The 13,152-nt window shown below is 72.7% G+C and carries 17 protein-coding genes; 11 read left to right on the forward strand and 6 right to left on the reverse strand.

The window, feature by feature from the left end:
- Positions 1-200: 200 nt before the first annotated feature.
- Both ACIRJR_RS24210 and ACIRJR_RS24215 read left to right on the forward strand, forming a co-directional pair.
- Complete coding sequence (locus ACIRJR_RS24210; protein ID WP_018518904.1) at positions 201-422, forward strand: helix-turn-helix domain-containing protein; 222 nt, start codon at positions 201-203, stop codon at positions 420-422.
- Between the two features lie 150 nt (positions 423-572).
- Entirely contained in the window at positions 573-1,364 is a 792-nt protein-coding gene (locus ACIRJR_RS24215; RefSeq protein ID WP_403784161.1) for an enoyl-CoA hydratase/isomerase family protein, read from the forward strand.
- Between the two features lie 40 nt (positions 1,365-1,404).
- On the opposite strand, the gene ACIRJR_RS24220 is transcribed toward ACIRJR_RS24215, so the two are convergent.
- Positions 1,405-2,100, reverse strand: a complete 696-nt coding sequence (locus ACIRJR_RS24220) for a hypothetical protein (RefSeq protein ID WP_403784163.1) — start codon at positions 2,098-2,100, stop codon at positions 1,405-1,407.
- A gap of 92 nt (positions 2,101-2,192) precedes the next feature.
- On the opposite strand from ACIRJR_RS24220, the gene ACIRJR_RS24225 reads away from it, so the two are divergent.
- The 5 genes from ACIRJR_RS24225 to amaP are packed head-to-tail and all read left to right on the forward strand — an operon-like array spanning position 2,193 to position 4,527.
- On the forward strand, positions 2,193-2,687 hold the full coding sequence (locus tag ACIRJR_RS24225; protein ID WP_403784165.1) for an Asp23/Gls24 family envelope stress response protein: 495 nt from the start codon (positions 2,193-2,195) through the stop codon (positions 2,685-2,687).
- 32 nt (positions 2,688-2,719) lie between these two features.
- Entirely contained in the window at positions 2,720-2,911 is a 192-nt protein-coding gene (locus ACIRJR_RS24230; RefSeq protein ID WP_103513710.1) for a hypothetical protein, read from the forward strand.
- Positions 2,908-3,261: a hypothetical protein gene (locus ACIRJR_RS24235; RefSeq protein ID WP_403784167.1), complete on the forward strand. Its 354-nt coding sequence runs from the start codon at positions 2,908-2,910 to the stop codon at positions 3,259-3,261. The genes ACIRJR_RS24230 and ACIRJR_RS24235 overlap by 4 nt, the downstream gene beginning before the upstream one ends.
- Positions 3,258-3,944, forward strand: coding sequence for a DUF6286 domain-containing protein (locus ACIRJR_RS24240; RefSeq protein ID WP_403784169.1), 687 nt, complete (start codon positions 3,258-3,260; stop codon positions 3,942-3,944). The genes ACIRJR_RS24235 and ACIRJR_RS24240 overlap by 4 nt, the downstream gene beginning before the upstream one ends.
- Before the next feature lie 4 nt (positions 3,945-3,948).
- A complete protein-coding gene (amaP, locus tag ACIRJR_RS24245) occupies positions 3,949-4,527 on the forward strand; it encodes an alkaline shock response membrane anchor protein AmaP (RefSeq protein ID WP_403784171.1) in 579 nt (192 codons plus the stop codon).
- A gap of 23 nt (positions 4,528-4,550) precedes the next feature.
- Here the strand turns inward: amaP and ACIRJR_RS24250 are convergent, their stop codons facing one another.
- From ACIRJR_RS24250 to ACIRJR_RS24270, 5 genes are all read right to left on the reverse strand, one after another.
- On the reverse strand, positions 4,551-5,306 hold the full coding sequence (locus tag ACIRJR_RS24250) for an SDR family oxidoreductase (RefSeq protein ID WP_403784173.1): 756 nt from the start codon (positions 5,304-5,306) through the stop codon (positions 4,551-4,553).
- A gap of 4 nt (positions 5,307-5,310) precedes the next feature.
- Positions 5,311-7,104: a glycoside hydrolase family 15 protein gene (locus tag ACIRJR_RS24255; RefSeq protein ID WP_403784175.1), complete on the reverse strand. Its 1,794-nt coding sequence runs from the start codon at positions 7,102-7,104 to the stop codon at positions 5,311-5,313.
- Positions 7,105-7,177: 73 nt separating this feature from the next.
- Positions 7,178-7,972: an SURF1 family protein gene (locus ACIRJR_RS24260; RefSeq protein ID WP_403784177.1), complete on the reverse strand. Its 795-nt coding sequence runs from the start codon at positions 7,970-7,972 to the stop codon at positions 7,178-7,180.
- Between the two features lie 68 nt (positions 7,973-8,040).
- Positions 8,041-8,274: a hypothetical protein gene (locus ACIRJR_RS24265; RefSeq protein ID WP_073747930.1), complete on the reverse strand. Its 234-nt coding sequence runs from the start codon at positions 8,272-8,274 to the stop codon at positions 8,041-8,043.
- A 63-nt stretch (positions 8,275-8,337) separates the two neighbouring features.
- Positions 8,338-9,345, reverse strand: a complete 1,008-nt coding sequence (locus ACIRJR_RS24270) for a DEDDh family exonuclease (protein ID WP_403784179.1) — start codon at positions 9,343-9,345, stop codon at positions 8,338-8,340.
- A gap of 141 nt (positions 9,346-9,486) precedes the next feature.
- On the opposite strand from ACIRJR_RS24270, the gene ACIRJR_RS24275 reads away from it, so the two are divergent.
- The 4 genes from ACIRJR_RS24275 (at position 9,487) to ACIRJR_RS24290 (ending at position 13,129) form a co-directional block, all read left to right on the forward strand.
- Entirely contained in the window at positions 9,487-10,206 is a 720-nt protein-coding gene (locus ACIRJR_RS24275) for a VIT family protein (RefSeq protein WP_403784181.1), read from the forward strand.
- 242 nt (positions 10,207-10,448) lie between these two features.
- Positions 10,449-11,387 (forward strand): sterol desaturase family protein, encoded by a 939-nt coding sequence (locus tag ACIRJR_RS24280; RefSeq protein WP_403784183.1) that lies wholly within the window; start codon positions 10,449-10,451, stop codon positions 11,385-11,387.
- Positions 11,384-12,064 carry a lysoplasmalogenase gene (locus ACIRJR_RS24285; RefSeq protein WP_403784185.1) on the forward strand — a complete coding sequence of 227 codons (681 nt, stop codon included), beginning with the start codon at positions 11,384-11,386 and terminating at the stop codon, positions 12,062-12,064. Before ACIRJR_RS24280 ends, ACIRJR_RS24285 begins: the two co-directional genes overlap by 4 nt.
- A 21-nt stretch (positions 12,065-12,085) precedes the next feature.
- Positions 12,086-13,129: a zinc-dependent alcohol dehydrogenase family protein gene (locus ACIRJR_RS24290; RefSeq protein ID WP_403784187.1), complete on the forward strand. Its 1,044-nt coding sequence runs from the start codon at positions 12,086-12,088 to the stop codon at positions 13,127-13,129.
- Positions 13,130-13,152 lie beyond the last annotated feature (23 nt).

Here is a 13,152-nt window from a genome sequence, read left to right on the forward strand (position 1 = left end):
CCCGTACGGCCCTGACCTGGCCGTTTTTGCCGCAGCGCCTCCCGCCGGGCTCTCCGGCCCTTGGGAACTAGGGATTCCGCTTGTGTCGGACCGCTTCCGGACGCGGAAACCGGTCGTACCTACCTTGCCGAATGGGTGGCCAGGAAGCCCGGGAGGGGTGATCATGAGAGTCCAGAGCGCACTTCCTTGAGGAGGCACGGGTGGCCGAGACTCTGAAGAAGGGCAGCCGGGTTACCGGCGCCGCGCGTGACAAGCTCGCGGCAGACCTGAAGAAGAAGTACGACTCCGGTGCGAGCATCCGGGCGCTGGCCGAGGAAACCGGCCGCTCCTACGGATTCGTCCACCGGATGCTCAGCGAGTCCGGAGTCACGCTGCGGGGACGCGGCGGAGCGACTCGAGGCAAGAAGGCCGCTACGGCCTGACGGCGGGCAGCGGTCAGGAGCCGGCCCCGGCCGGCTCCGCGAGCTCACCGGAACACCGGGTGGCCACCCGGCCGACCATCAGGTCGTCCGGGTGGTTACTGTTCAGTACTTGCCAGTAAGTGCTGACAGCACCCGATCCGGAGGGGCTCCATGACCTCGCTCGACTCTGTGCTCGACAAGGACGGCGTACGGCTCACCGTCGATGACGCGGTTGCCACGGTGACGCTCACCAACCCGGCCAAGCGCAACGCTCAGTCTCCCGCTCTGTGGCGGGCGTTGGCAGAGGCCGGACGGGCGCTCCCCGGCAGCGTGCGGGTCGTCGTGCTGCGCGGCGAGGGCAAGTCCTTCTCCGCGGGCCTCGACCGGCAGGCGTTCGCACCCGAGGGATTCGACGGTGAGCCGTCCTTCCTCGACATGGCGCGCGGCCCCGAGGCCGAGCTCGACGCGACCATCGCCGAGTACCAGGAGGCGTTCACCTGGTGGCGCCGCAACGACATCGTGTCGGTCGCGGCCGTCCAGGGCCACGCGATCGGTGCCGGCTTCCAGCTCGCCCTCGCCTGCGATCTCCGCATCGCGGCCGAGGACGTGCAGTTCGCCATGCGCGAGACCAGCCTCGGTCTGGTTCCCGACCTCACGGGCACCCATCCCCTGGTGAACCTCGTGGGGTACTCCCGCGCGCTCGAGATCTGCGCCACCGGCCGCTTCGTGCACGCCGACGAGGCCGAGCGCACCGGCCTCGCCAATCTCGTGGTGCCTGCGGACCAGCTCGACGCGGCGGCACGCGACCTGGCGGCGGCCCTGCTCGCCGCCCCCCGCGACGCGGTCGTCGAGACGAAGGCACTGCTGAGCGGCGCCCTCTCGCGTACGTACGAGGAGCAGCGCACCGCCGAGCGGGCCGCCCAGGGCCGCCGCCTGCGCGACCTGGCCGGCCTCGCCGACTGAACGTCCGACGCGCCCGGCCCCGCCGGACGGCGGGGCCGGGTCAGGCGGGGTCCACGACGGCGGTCACCAGCACGGCGACCGTCGGACGGCCCTCCACGGCCCCGGCCACCGCCCCGCGCACCGCCCGCGCCACATCCAGGGCCCGGTGGTCCCCGGCCGTCGCGAGCTCCACCCGGACATGACCCCGCGCGTGCTGCGCCGCGCTGCCCAGTACCTGGGTCAGCGACACGACGCCGGGGACCCCGGCCGCCGCCGTCCCTGCGGCACCGTCCGGCTCCGCCGCACGCACGACGGAGGGCGGCTCCGGGACCGGCCGGGGCTCCTCCTCCAGCAGTTCCGTCACCCGCAGGTCCACCTCGTCGACCACGAGCCCGAGCCGCTGGGCAGCCGCTGTCAGCAGTGCGGCGCGCAGCGCGTCCGCGGTGGTGTGCAGGGGCCGCCGCGCCGTCGCGGCGAAACCGGCCTCGATCCTCAGCGGTACGGGCGGCAGCGCACTCGGAGGTCCGGGCACCACCGGCTCCACGGCGTGGTCCTCCGCGGCCGGCGCGATCCTGAGCGTCCCCAGGACGGCCCCCGAACCGGCCGCGGCGTCCCGCAGCACAGCCGCCGCCGCCCGTTCGGCGATCCAGGAGCCGTCGGCGGGGCCGCCCAGAGGGAGCAGTCTCCCCAGTCCTAGCCGTTGGCGTACCGCGGCGGTCCATCCATCGGCCCGGTACGGGCTGTCAGCCGTTGTCATTGCTCCACCCTGCCCCATCCACGGCGCGGGACCGGGCAAGCGCACTTACTGTGGGCCACGGAAGTTAACCCGCCCCGAAGGGAAGAGCGGCGATGACCGAGAGCCCACAGCGGAACCGGCCCGACAGCCCCGGCAGTGTGACCGGCGGGGACGACGGCAGGCAGAGCCAGTTCAGCAAGCGCGGCGGGGGCGCACCCGCGACGCGCGGCCGTACCACCATCGCCGACGGCGTGGTCGAGAAGATCGCCGGAATGGCGGCACGGGACGTCGTCGGTGTCCACGCGATGGGCAGCGGCCTCTCCCGGACCTTCGGCGCCGTACGCGACCGGGTGCCCGGCGGCAACAAGTCCGTGTCCCGCGGGGTCAAGGCGGAGGTCGGCGAATCGCAGGCCGCCCTCGACCTGGAGATCGTCGTCGACTACGGCGTGGCGATCGCCGAGGTGGCGCGCGACGTGCGCGAGAACGTCATCGCGGCGGTCGAGCGGATGACCGGACTGGAAGTCGTCGAGGTCAACATCGCCGTGAGCGACGTCAAGCTGCCCGACGAGGACGACGACGAGGACGAGTCCGAGTCACGCGTCCAGTAGGCCTTCCCCGCGCGGCAGTTGAGGAGCACACGATGAGCATGGCTGTGGTCGGCATGGTGGCCGGCATGGCGCTCGGTTTCGCCGGGTACTTCGGCGGGTTCGGGGCCTTCCTTCTGGTGGCCGCGCTGGGCGCGGTCGGCTTCGTCGCCGGCCGCTTCCTCGACGGCGACCTGGAACCCGGCGACTTCTTCCGGAGTCGCGAGCGCGGCGACCGGCGACGGTGACGGGCGTGACGGGCCGGGTCGAGGCCGCTGAGCGCGGGCAGACCCGGATCGCCGACCGGGTCGTCGCGAAGATCGCCGCTCAGGCGGCGAAGGAGGCCGTGGACGAGCGGCCCGTGGGCGCCGCCGCACCGCGCGCCACCGTCACCGTGCACCGTGACACCGCCCGGGTGCGGGTCAGCCTCGATCTGGCCTACCCCTGCGACATCGGCCGTCAGTGCGGTGCGGTGCGTCGTCGGGTGGCCGAGCGGGTAGGAGCCCTGGCGGGGATGGAGGTGCCCGAGGTGGCGGTGCAGGTCGAACGGCTGCACGTGCCGGGAGCGGGCACCGCACCGGAGGGGAGCATCCGATGAACGAGCCCCAGGAACCCGAGAACAGCACGCGGCGCCTGCCCACCATCGAGGCGGCGCCTTCCGGCGGCGTGCTCGAGATGGACCAGTCGGCGTCGGGCTCGACCTACGAGCCCGCCGCAGGGCAGGCGCAGCCGGGCGGCAGGGCCGGTCGGTTCTGGTCCGGGCGCAGGATCCCCGCGGCGCTGGTCGCGCTGATCCTCCTCGGCGGCGCGGGACTCCTGCTCTACGACATCGCGGCGGTGCGGGCCGGCCACCCCGCCATGCGGTGGCGGCGCTCCGTCGCCGACGACCTGGCGAGCCGTCACCTCGACGATGTGTGGGTCCTGGCGGGATCCGCGCTGGCCGCCGCCCTCGGCCTCTGGCTCCTCCTGCTGGCTTCGACCCCCGGACTGCGCGCGCTGCTCCCCATGAACCGCCGGCATTCCGGCGTACGGGGCGGACTCGACCGGAACGCCGCCGCCCTCGTCCTGCGCGACCGGGCCATGGAGGTGGCCGGAGTGCAGTCCGTCGGGGTGAGGATGAGCCGTCACAAGGCGACCGTGCGAGCGGTCTCGCACTTCCGTGAACTCGATGACGTCAGGGCCGACCTGGACACCGTCCTGGGGACCGCCGTCGGTGAACTGGACCTGGCGAAGCCGCCCGGCCTCTCGGTGCGCGTACGCCGCCCGGCGAAGAAGGGGTGACGCCGTGATCAAGACCGTCAACCGGCTCCTGCTCGGCCTGGCAGGGCTGGTCCTCGTCGTCGTGGGCGGCGCCGTCCTCGCGACGGGGCTCGGCCTGTCCATGCCCTCCTGGTGGCCCTGGGACGGCACGGACGACGTGCTGCTGAGCAAGGCAGACCGGACCAGATGGCGGGACGAGGGCTGGTGGTGGCCCGCCGTCATCGCGGTCCTCGCCGTCCTGGTGGTCCTCGCGCTGTGGTGGCTGCTCGCCCAGCTGCGCCGCGGCCGCCTCTCTGAAGTGCTGGTCGACAGCGGCGACGGCGAGGGCGCGCTGCTGCGCGGCAGGGCCCTGGAGAGTGTGCTCGGCACCGAGGCGGGAGCCCTGGACGGGGTCTCCGAGGCCAAGGTGGCGCTGACCGGCCGCCGCACCGCCCCGAAGGCCGGGGTCCGGCTGCTGATGGAGCCGCACGCGTCCCCGGGGCCGGTGCTGCGCGGCCTCTCCGAGGGGGCGCTGACCCACGCGCGGACCTCGGCCGGGCTGGACGAACTGCCCGCCGAGGTCCGTCTGAAGGCGGTCAAGCACCGCGCGGAGCGGGTGAACTGACCGGGCGCCTCCCGGCGGCGCCGTCAGAAGCCGTGCCGGGCTCCGCCGTCGACCGGCACCATGATGCCGGTCAGGTAGGAGGCGGCGGGGGAGAGCAGGAAGGCCGAGGTCTTCCCGAACTCCTCAGGGGTGCCGTACCGGCGCAGCGGGATGCGCGCCTCGTTGGCCGTACGGGAGGCCTCCGCGTCGCCTGACAGGGCGTCGAGCTCGCGCACCCGGTCCGTGTCGATCCGGGAAGGCAGCACACCCACGACCCGGATGCCGCGCGGGCCGAGCTCGTCCGCGAGGGACTTGGCGAAGCCGGCGAGGCCGGGGCGCAGTCCGTTGGAGATCGTCAGGCCGGCGATCGGCTCGTGCACCGAACCGGACAGGACGAAGCCGATGACACCGCCCTCGCCGAGCGCCTCGGCCGCCGTGCGGGCCAGACGCACGGCGCCGAGGAAGACCGACTCGAAGGCCGACTGCCACTGGTCGTCCGTGTTGTCGGCCAGGAAACCCGGCGCGGGGCCGCCGACGCTGACGAGAATGCCGTCCAGCCTGCCGAAGCGTTCCTTCGCCGCGTCCACCAGGCGGCGGGCGGCCAGCGGATCGGCGTTGTCCGCGGCGAGTCCGACCGCGTCGGGGCCCAGTTCGGCGGCGGCCTCGGCGGCGCTCTTCTCGTCACGGCCGGAGATGATCACCTTCGCCCCGTCGGCGGCGAGTGCGTGCGCGGTGGCGTTGCCCAGTCCGCGGGTGGCACCGGTGACGATGTAGACACGGTCCTTCAGTCCAAGATCCATGGCCCTATCCTGCCAAGTCCTCACGGCCGAGGTCGACCGCGCTGTTCACCAGGCCGACGTGGCTGAACGCCTGGGGGTAGTTCCCCAGCTGGCGCCCGGCCACCGGGTCGTACTCCTCGGCCAGCAGCCCCACGTCGTTGCGCAGCTCCAGCAGCCGTTCGAAGAGCTCCTCGGCCTCGTCCGTGCGGCCCGTCCGCCACAGGGCGTCGACCAGCCAGAACGAGCAGGCGAGGAAGGCCCCCTCGTCGCCCGGGAGGCCGTCCACGGACCTGCCCGCCGTGCTGTAGCGACGGATGAGGCCGTCGTGCGCGAGCTCGCCGCGTACCGCGTCCACGGTCCCCGCCACCCGGGGGTCGTCGGGCGGCAGGAAACCGGTGCGCACGATGAGGAGCGTCGAGGCGTCCAGCTCCCGGGAGCCGTAGTACTGGGTGAAGGTGTTGCGCACGGGGTCGTAGCCCTTCTCACAGACCTCGGCGTGCACGGCGTCCCGCATGGCGCGCCACCGATCGGCGTCGCCCGGCAGGCGCGGGTTCTCCTCCAGGGTGCGGACCGCCCGGTCGGCCGCGACCCAGGCCATCACCTTGGAGTGCACGAAGTGGCGGCGTGGGCCGCGGACCTCCCACAGGCCCTCGTCGGGCTCGCGCCAGGTGGACTCCAGGAAGCCGAGCAGACTGAGCTGCAGGTTCCAGGCGTGCGGCTTGTCGTCGAGGCCGGCCTCCCGGGCCAGCCTGAGCGAGTCGATCACCTCGCCGTACACGTCGAGCTGGAGCTGCCGCACGGCGGCGTTGCCCGTACGGACCGGAGCCGAGTTCTCGTAGCCGCTCAGCCACGGCAGCTCCGTCTCGGGGAGCCTGCGCTCCCCGGCGAGGCCGTACATGATCTGGAGGTCGGCGGGGTCACCGGCCACCGCCCGCAGCAGCCAGTCCCGCCATGCGGCCGCCTCCTCCACGTACCCGGCCGAGACCATGGCGGCCAGGGTGAGCGTGGAGTCCCGCAGCCAGCAGTAGCGGTAGTCCCAGTTCCGCACGCCGCCGATCTCCTCCGGGAGCGACGTCGTGAGCGCCGCCACGATCCCGCCCGTGGGGGCGTAGGTCAGCGCCTTCAGGGTGATCAGGGAGCGGAGCACCGCCTCCCGGTGCCTGCCGTGGTAGGTGCACTTGGCCGACCACTTCGCCCAGTCGGAGAGGGTGTGCTTCAGGGACTTGTGGGGGTCGATCAGCTTCGGGCGGGGGGAGTGCGAGGGGTGCCAGGTGAGGACGAAGGCCACGCTCTCGCCCTCGGCGACCGTGAAGGAGGAGCATGTGCTCATCTGCTGGCCCCACGTCTTGACCTCCGGCTCGCTGCGCAGCCAGACGGAGTCGGGGCCCGCGACGGCCACCCGGTGGCCGTGCGAGCGGCGCATCCACGGGACCACGGAGCCGAAGTCGAACCGCAGTCGCAGGACCGAGCTCATGTCGACGCTGCCGCTGACCCCCTCGACGATCCGCATGACGTCGGGCGCCTTGTCGCGCTGCGGCATGAAGTCGATGACCTTGACGGTGCCCGTCCTGGTCTCCCAGAACGTCTCCAGAACCAGGGAGTCCTCCACGTACGCGCGCCGGGTGCAGGTGTCGGTGCTGTCGGTGCCCTGGGGGGCGATGCGCCAGTGGCCGTTCTCCTCGTCGCCGAGCAGGGCCGCGAAGCAGGCACCCGAGTCGAAGCGGGGCAGGCAGAGCCAGTCGACAGAACCGTTCCTGCCCACCAGGGCGGCCGTCTGGAGATCGCCGATGAGGGCGTAGTCCTCGATACGTGGGGTCACGCTGGGCGTCTTCCCGAACCTGTGCCCCGCTAAGCAGCGAAACCGGTGCGAACAGACCCGGACGTCCGTGCCCTCAGGCGGCCGCGGGTTCCGGCTGTGCCGCCGTCGCGGCGTCCTCGGCGGCCTGCTCGCGGTCGCGCTTCTCGCGGCGCACGAGAACGACCCAGCCCACGGGGACCCCGGCGGCGAAGAGCCACCACTGGACGGCGTACGCCATGTGGGGGCCGATCGAGCTGTCGTCGGGCGCGGCGATCGTCTCCGGGCTGCCGTCGGAGGGCGCGGGGTCGGTGAGCTCGATGTACCCGCCCAGCACCGGACGGCCGAGCAGGTGCGCCTGCTGGGAACTGTTGATCAGCATCACCTGGCGGTCCGGCAGACCATCGAGGTCCTTGATGCCGCTGGCGCTCGTCGTCTCGTCCGCCTTGAGCCGGCCCGAGACGGTGACCTCGCCGCGGGGCGGGGCCGGGACCTTCGGGAACGTCTGCTGGGCGGCTGCCGCCTCGACCCAGCCCCGGTTGACCAGGACGGTTCCGCCGCCCTTGAGGTCCAGCGGGGTCAGGACCAGGACACCGATGCGCTCGTCCTGGGAGGTGCGGCGCCGTACGACCACCTCGTGCTCGGTGTCGAACGTCCCGGTGGCCGTCACGGCACGCCAGTAGTCGGAGCGGGGGACCGTGTGCCCGGGGGACGTGAGACGGGTGACCGGGGCCGGGTCCGCCTCGAGGTTCCGGGTGATCAGCGCGTTCTGCTCCACCCGGTGTTCATGCCGGTGCAGCTGCCAGAAACCCAGCTCGATCATCGTGGGAATCATGACGAGGACGAGGAGGGCGAGAATCACCCACTGCCGGGTCAACAGGAAGCGGTACACCCCATGACCGTACAACCGGGGTCATGGGGTGCGGCACGGAGGGTCCCCCGTGCGGACGGGGCGGCCCGTCATACTTTGTCCACGATGCCCGCCCTTCCCTCGGCGCGGGCGCAGTGGCCGCCGCAGTACCAGTGGCCGTCGACCTCGACGCCCTGGCCGATGACCTGGACCCGGCAGTGCTCACAGATGGGCGCCATGCGGTGAATGGCGCAGGAGAAGCAGTCGAAGACGTGCACCGCGCCCTGCGCGTGCACCTCGAAGGACATCCCGTAGTCGTTTCCGCAGACCTCACAACGTGCCATGCGCCACAGGGTGGGACGCCGGGCGGCGGGGGGCGAGCCGGCGGCGGGCGAGTCGCCGCCGGTTCACTCCGATGACGGTGACGGCTTCGGTACGGCGGCCGTCCTCGCGGGTGCCACATCCCTCAGCAGATGGGTGAAGGCGCTCTCCTCCAGGACCGGGGTGCCGAACGACTTGGCCTTCACCGTCTTGGACGTCGCCGAGTCCGGGTCGTTGGTGACGAGCAGGCTCGTCAGCCGCGACACACTGGTCGCCACGTGCAGCCCCGCCTCCACGGCACGGTCCTCCAGGAGCTCCCGGTCGATGGAGGTGTCTCCGGAGAACGCCACACGCATGCCCTGCATGAGTGGTTTGTCCGACTCGTAGCGCCCGGGATTCGGATACGGGCACGCGGGGCGCTTGCGGGAGGGGCGCCAGTTGCCCTGTCCCTGGGAGGGGTGGTAGCCGGCGCGCGGGGTGACGGGGGAGTCGTACCACTCCGTCAGGGGGCGGCACTCCAGGAGCGGGAGCCGCACCTCGTCCCGGGCGGCGGCGTGCAGACTCGGCCGGAACGCCTCGGCCAGCACCCGCGCGTCGTCCAGCGCGTGGTGCGCGCGCTGCTGCACCACCCCGTAGTGAGCCGCGAGCGACTCCAGCTTGTGGTTGGGCAGGGGGAGCCGGAGCTCCTTGGAGAGCGCGATGGTGCACAGCCGCTGCTCGACGGGCGCGACGACCGCGGCACGGGCGTACTCCCGGGCGATCATCGACCAGTCGAACGCGGCGTTGTGGGCGACCAGCACCCGTCCGGCGAGCCGCTCGGACAGCTGTGCCGCGACCTCGGGGAAGAGGGGGGCGCCCTCCAGGACCTCGCTGGTCAGCCCGTGGATCCAGACGGGACCTGGATCCCTCTCCGGGTTCACCAGCGTGTACCAGTGGTCCTCGATCTCGCCTCTCGCGTCCAGGCGGTAGACGGCAGCGGACACTATCCGGTCGTCGCGGGCGAGTCCGGTGGTCTCCACGTCGACGACCGCGTACCCCTGGGGATACGCGGCCGGCCACGGCGCTGCGGTCTGACGGTCGTCGAGCATGGTCACAGAGAATACGGGCCGGGACCGACAGCGACCTATCCGGGCGACCTCGGCCGTGAAACCGGAGAGGGTGCCGGTCAGTTGACCGTCGGCTCGCCGACGCGGGCCGGGATGCCCCCGGGGCGGGTGCGGTGAGACCCTCGCGGAGTGACGGACGCACAGGAGAAGACACACGACGAACCCCACGGGGGCGGGCTCGGCACCCGGCTCAACTGGCTGCGGGCGGCGGTGCTCGGCGCCAACGACGGCGTGGTCTCGACCGCCGGCCTCGTCGTCGGTGTGGCCGGGGCCACCGGGGACCGCTCCACGCTGCTGACGGCGGGCCTGGCCGGGCTGCTCGCGGGGTCGATGTCCATGGCCGCGGGCGAATACGTGTCCGTCTCCACCCAGCGGGACTCCGAGAAGGCCGCGTTGGCCACGGAGGAGCGGGAGCTCGAGGAGACCCCGGAGGCGGAGCTCGCCGAGCTGACCGGGCTGCTGGAGGAGAAGGGGCTGAGCGAACGGCTCGCCCGTGAGGCCGCCGTGCAGCTCACTCAGCGGGACGCGCTGCGCGCCCACGCCGACGTGGAGCTGGGCATCGACCCCGACGAGCTGACCAATCCGTGGCACGCGGCGGGGGCGAGCTTCGTCGCCTTCACGGCGGGCGCGCTGCTGCCCCTCCTGGCGATCGTGCTGCCCCCGCCCTCGGCACGCCTTCCCGTCACCGTGCTGTCCGTGCTCGCGGCCCTGGCCCTCACCGGCTGGTGGAGCGCCAGGCTGGGCGAGGCACCCGCGGGGCGCGCGGTGCTGCGGAACATGACCGGGGGAGCGGTGGCCATGGGGGTGACCTACGCGGCGGGGGCCCTGCTCGGGGCGGCCGGGGTGTGAGCGTGAGCGCGCGGCGCGTGATCACATGACCTGACGAAGACGCCGGACGGCCATGGGGACGGCCGGATCGCCGCGACCGCCCGCCCGGAAAAGCCCGTTCATCCGCCCCGGCGCCGTGCGCGCCGGAAATCCTGCGACGGGGCAGTTGGCGGAACCCGCCAAACGCCGATGCCGCCATCTCTCTCATACTTGTCGGTAACAACGTCTATGCCCGGCACACAGGACGGCTCTACGGTGCTCGGATGGAGCCGAACCTGCCCGATGTCGTGCTGTGGTCGATCCCGGCCTTCGTCCTGCTCGCCGTCCTCGAAATGGTGTCGTATCGCATCCACCCGGACGAGGAGGCCGCCGGGTACGACGCCAAGGACGCCGCCACCAGCGTCACCATGGGCCTCGGCAGCCTGGTCTTCGACCTGCTGTGGAAGATTCCGGTCGTGGCGATCTACGCCGCCCTCTACGAGCTGACCCCGCTGCGCGTCCCCGTCCTGTGGTGGACGGTCCTGCTGATGCTGCTCGCCCAGGACTTCTTCTACTACTGGTCGCACCGGGGGCACCACGTCATCCGGATCCTCTGGGCCTGTCACGTGGTCCACCACTCCAGCCGGAAGTTCAACCTCACGACCGCGCTCCGCCAGCCCTGGACGTCGCTCACCTCCTGGCCGTTCTACCTCCCGCTCATCGCCCTGGGTGTCCACCCGGCCGCGCTGGCCTTCTGCTCCTCGGCGAACCTCGTCTACCAGTTCTGGGTGCACACCGAGCGGATCGACAAGCTGCCCCGGCCCTTCGAGTACGTCCTCAACACCCCGTCGCACCACCGGGTGCACCACGCCTCCCAGGGCGGCTACCTCGACCGCAACTTCGGCGGGATCCTCATCGTCTGGGACCGGCTCTTCGGCTCGTTCGCCGGCGAGACCGAGCGCCCCGTCTTCGGCCTCACCAAGAACATCGCCACCCACAACCCGTTCCGCGTCGCCACCCACGAGTACGCCGCCATCGCCCGTGACGTACGGGCGGCCGCGACCTGGAGCGAGCGCGCGGGCCGGGTCTTCCGGGGCCCGGGCTGGCAGCCGTCGCCCACCGCCGGTGCCGCACCGGGCGCCGCCGCCCCGCCGCCCACCGCCGCCGCCCCGCCGCCCACCGTCGCCGCCCTGCCGCACGCCGCCACCGAGCGCACGGGATGACGCCCGGTGCCGGTGCGCCCCGGCTCGCCCGCCCGCTGCTCGCCGCCTTCCTGGCCGTCGCGGCCGTCCACCTGGCAGGGCTCCTGGCCGGGGCGGACGCCGTACACACGGCCACCAAGCCGCTGCTGATGCTCCTGCTCGCCGCCTACGCCGCAGCCCGAGGCGGTCCCCGGCTGCTGATCGCCGCGCTGCTGTGCGGCTGGGCGGGGGACGTGCTGCTGATGCCCGACGCGGAGTCCGCGTTCCTCGCGGGGATGGGCTTCTTCGCCGTGGGCCACGTCTGCTACCTGGCGCTCTTCGGCCGCGCCCCCGTGAGACCGGTCACCGGCCTCGCGTACGCCGTCGTGCTCGTGGTCTTCGTCGTACTGCTGTGGCCGGGGCTGCCGGGCGGTCTGCGCGTCCCCCTGGCCGGATACAGCCTGCTGCTCACGGCGATGGCCTGGCGGGCAGGCGTCCTCGGCCCGCACGCGGCCCTCGGCGGCGCCCTCTTCCTGTTCTCCGACGCCCTCATCGCCACCGGCATCGCGGAGTGGCCCCAGCTGCCCGCCCACGACTTCTGGGTCATGCTGACCTATCTGGCGGCGCAGTACCTGCTCACCCGGGGGGCGCTCGGCGGACCGGCGGATTCCACCGGCGCCGACCCCGGGGCGTACCGTGAGGGGAGTATCAGAATCTGAGACGATCGAGGACCCTCACGCATGCGCGCCACAGTCATCCACGCCCCCCACGACATCCGTGTCGAGGAGGTGCCCGATGCCACGGTCCGGCAGCCGACCGACGCGGTCGTACGGGTCCTGCGGGCCTGCGTCTGCGGCAGCGACCTGTGGGCCTACCGCGGTGAATCCGCCCGGCAGCCCGGCCAGCGCATCGGCCACGAATTCCTCGGTGTCGTGGAGGAGACGGGCTCCGGGGTCAACGGCTTCGAGGCCGGCGACCTCGTCGTCGCCCCCTTCGTCTGGTCCGACGGCACCTGCACGTACTGCGCCGAAGGGCTCACCACCTCCTGCCCGCAGGGAGGTTTCTGGGGGTCGGCCGGCTCCGACGGCGGTCAGGGCGAGGCCGTCCGCGTCCCGTTCGCCGACGGCACCCTGGTCAGGCTCCCCGCGGCAGCCGCGTCCGACGACCGGCTGCTCACCGCGCTCCTGGCGCTCTCCGACGTCCTGGGCACCGGCCACCACGCCGCGCTCGGCGCGGGCGTGAAGCCCGGCAGCACCGTCGCGGTCGTCGGTGACGGCGCGGTCGGCCTCTGCGGCGTCATGGCGGCCAAGCGGCTCGGCGCCGAGCGGATCATCGCGCTGGGCCGCCACCAGGCCCGTACCGACATCGCCCGTGCCTTCGGCGCCACCGACGTCGTCGCCGAGCGCGGCGAGGCGGCGCTCGCGGCCGTGCGTGAGCTCACGCGCGGCGAAGGCACCCACGGTGTGATCGAGGCGGTCGGCACCGAGGAGTCGATGCGCACGGCCATCGGCATCGTCCGCGACGGCGGCTCCGTCGGCTACGTCGGAGTCCCGCACGGCAGCGGTACCGGGGTCGACCTCGGCGTGATGTTCGACCGCAACATCGCCCTGCGGGGCGGTGTCGCACCCGTGCGCACGTACATCCCGGAGCTGCTTCCCGACGTGCTGGACGGCACCATCGACCCGTCACCGGTCTTCGACCTGACCGTCGGGCTGGAGGGGGTACCGGGCGGCTACAAGGCGATGGACGAGCGCACGGCGCTCAAGGTCCTCATCAAGCCGTAGCGGCGGCCGTACGCGGAAAAGGG

Origin of the sequence: Streptomyces sp. NPDC102402, from assembly GCF_044765765.1 — a bacterium.
In the GTDB taxonomy this organism is placed as follows: Bacteria; Actinomycetota; Actinomycetes; order Streptomycetales; family Streptomycetaceae; genus Streptomyces.

What these genes read in the sequence shown, in the direction of transcription:
- ACIRJR_RS24215 (WP_403784161.1), top strand. Translation starts at nt 573, where the DNA reads ATGACCTCGCTCGACTCTGTGCTCGACAAGGACGGCGTACGGCTCACC.
- ACIRJR_RS24220 (WP_403784163.1), bottom strand. Translation starts at nt 2,100, where the DNA reads ATGACAACGGCTGACAGCCCGTACCGGGCCGATGGATGGACCGCCGCG.
- ACIRJR_RS24225 (WP_403784165.1), top strand. Translation starts at nt 2,193, where the DNA reads ATGACCGAGAGCCCACAGCGGAACCGGCCCGACAGCCCCGGCAGTGTG.
- ACIRJR_RS24230 (WP_103513710.1), top strand. Translation starts at nt 2,720, where the DNA reads ATGAGCATGGCTGTGGTCGGCATGGTGGCCGGCATGGCGCTCGGTTTC.
- ACIRJR_RS24240 (WP_403784169.1), top strand. Translation starts at nt 3,258, where the DNA reads ATGAACGAGCCCCAGGAACCCGAGAACAGCACGCGGCGCCTGCCCACC.
- ACIRJR_RS24250 (WP_403784173.1), bottom strand. Translation starts at nt 5,306, where the DNA reads ATGGATCTTGGACTGAAGGACCGTGTCTACATCGTCACCGGTGCCACC.
- ACIRJR_RS24265 (WP_073747930.1), bottom strand. Translation starts at nt 8,274, where the DNA reads ATGGCACGTTGTGAGGTCTGCGGAAACGACTACGGGATGTCCTTCGAG.
- ACIRJR_RS24280 (WP_403784183.1), top strand. Translation starts at nt 10,449, where the DNA reads ATGGAGCCGAACCTGCCCGATGTCGTGCTGTGGTCGATCCCGGCCTTC.
- ACIRJR_RS24285 (WP_403784185.1), top strand. Translation starts at nt 11,384, where the DNA reads ATGACGCCCGGTGCCGGTGCGCCCCGGCTCGCCCGCCCGCTGCTCGCC.
- ACIRJR_RS24290 (WP_403784187.1), top strand. Translation starts at nt 12,086, where the DNA reads ATGCGCGCCACAGTCATCCACGCCCCCCACGACATCCGTGTCGAGGAG.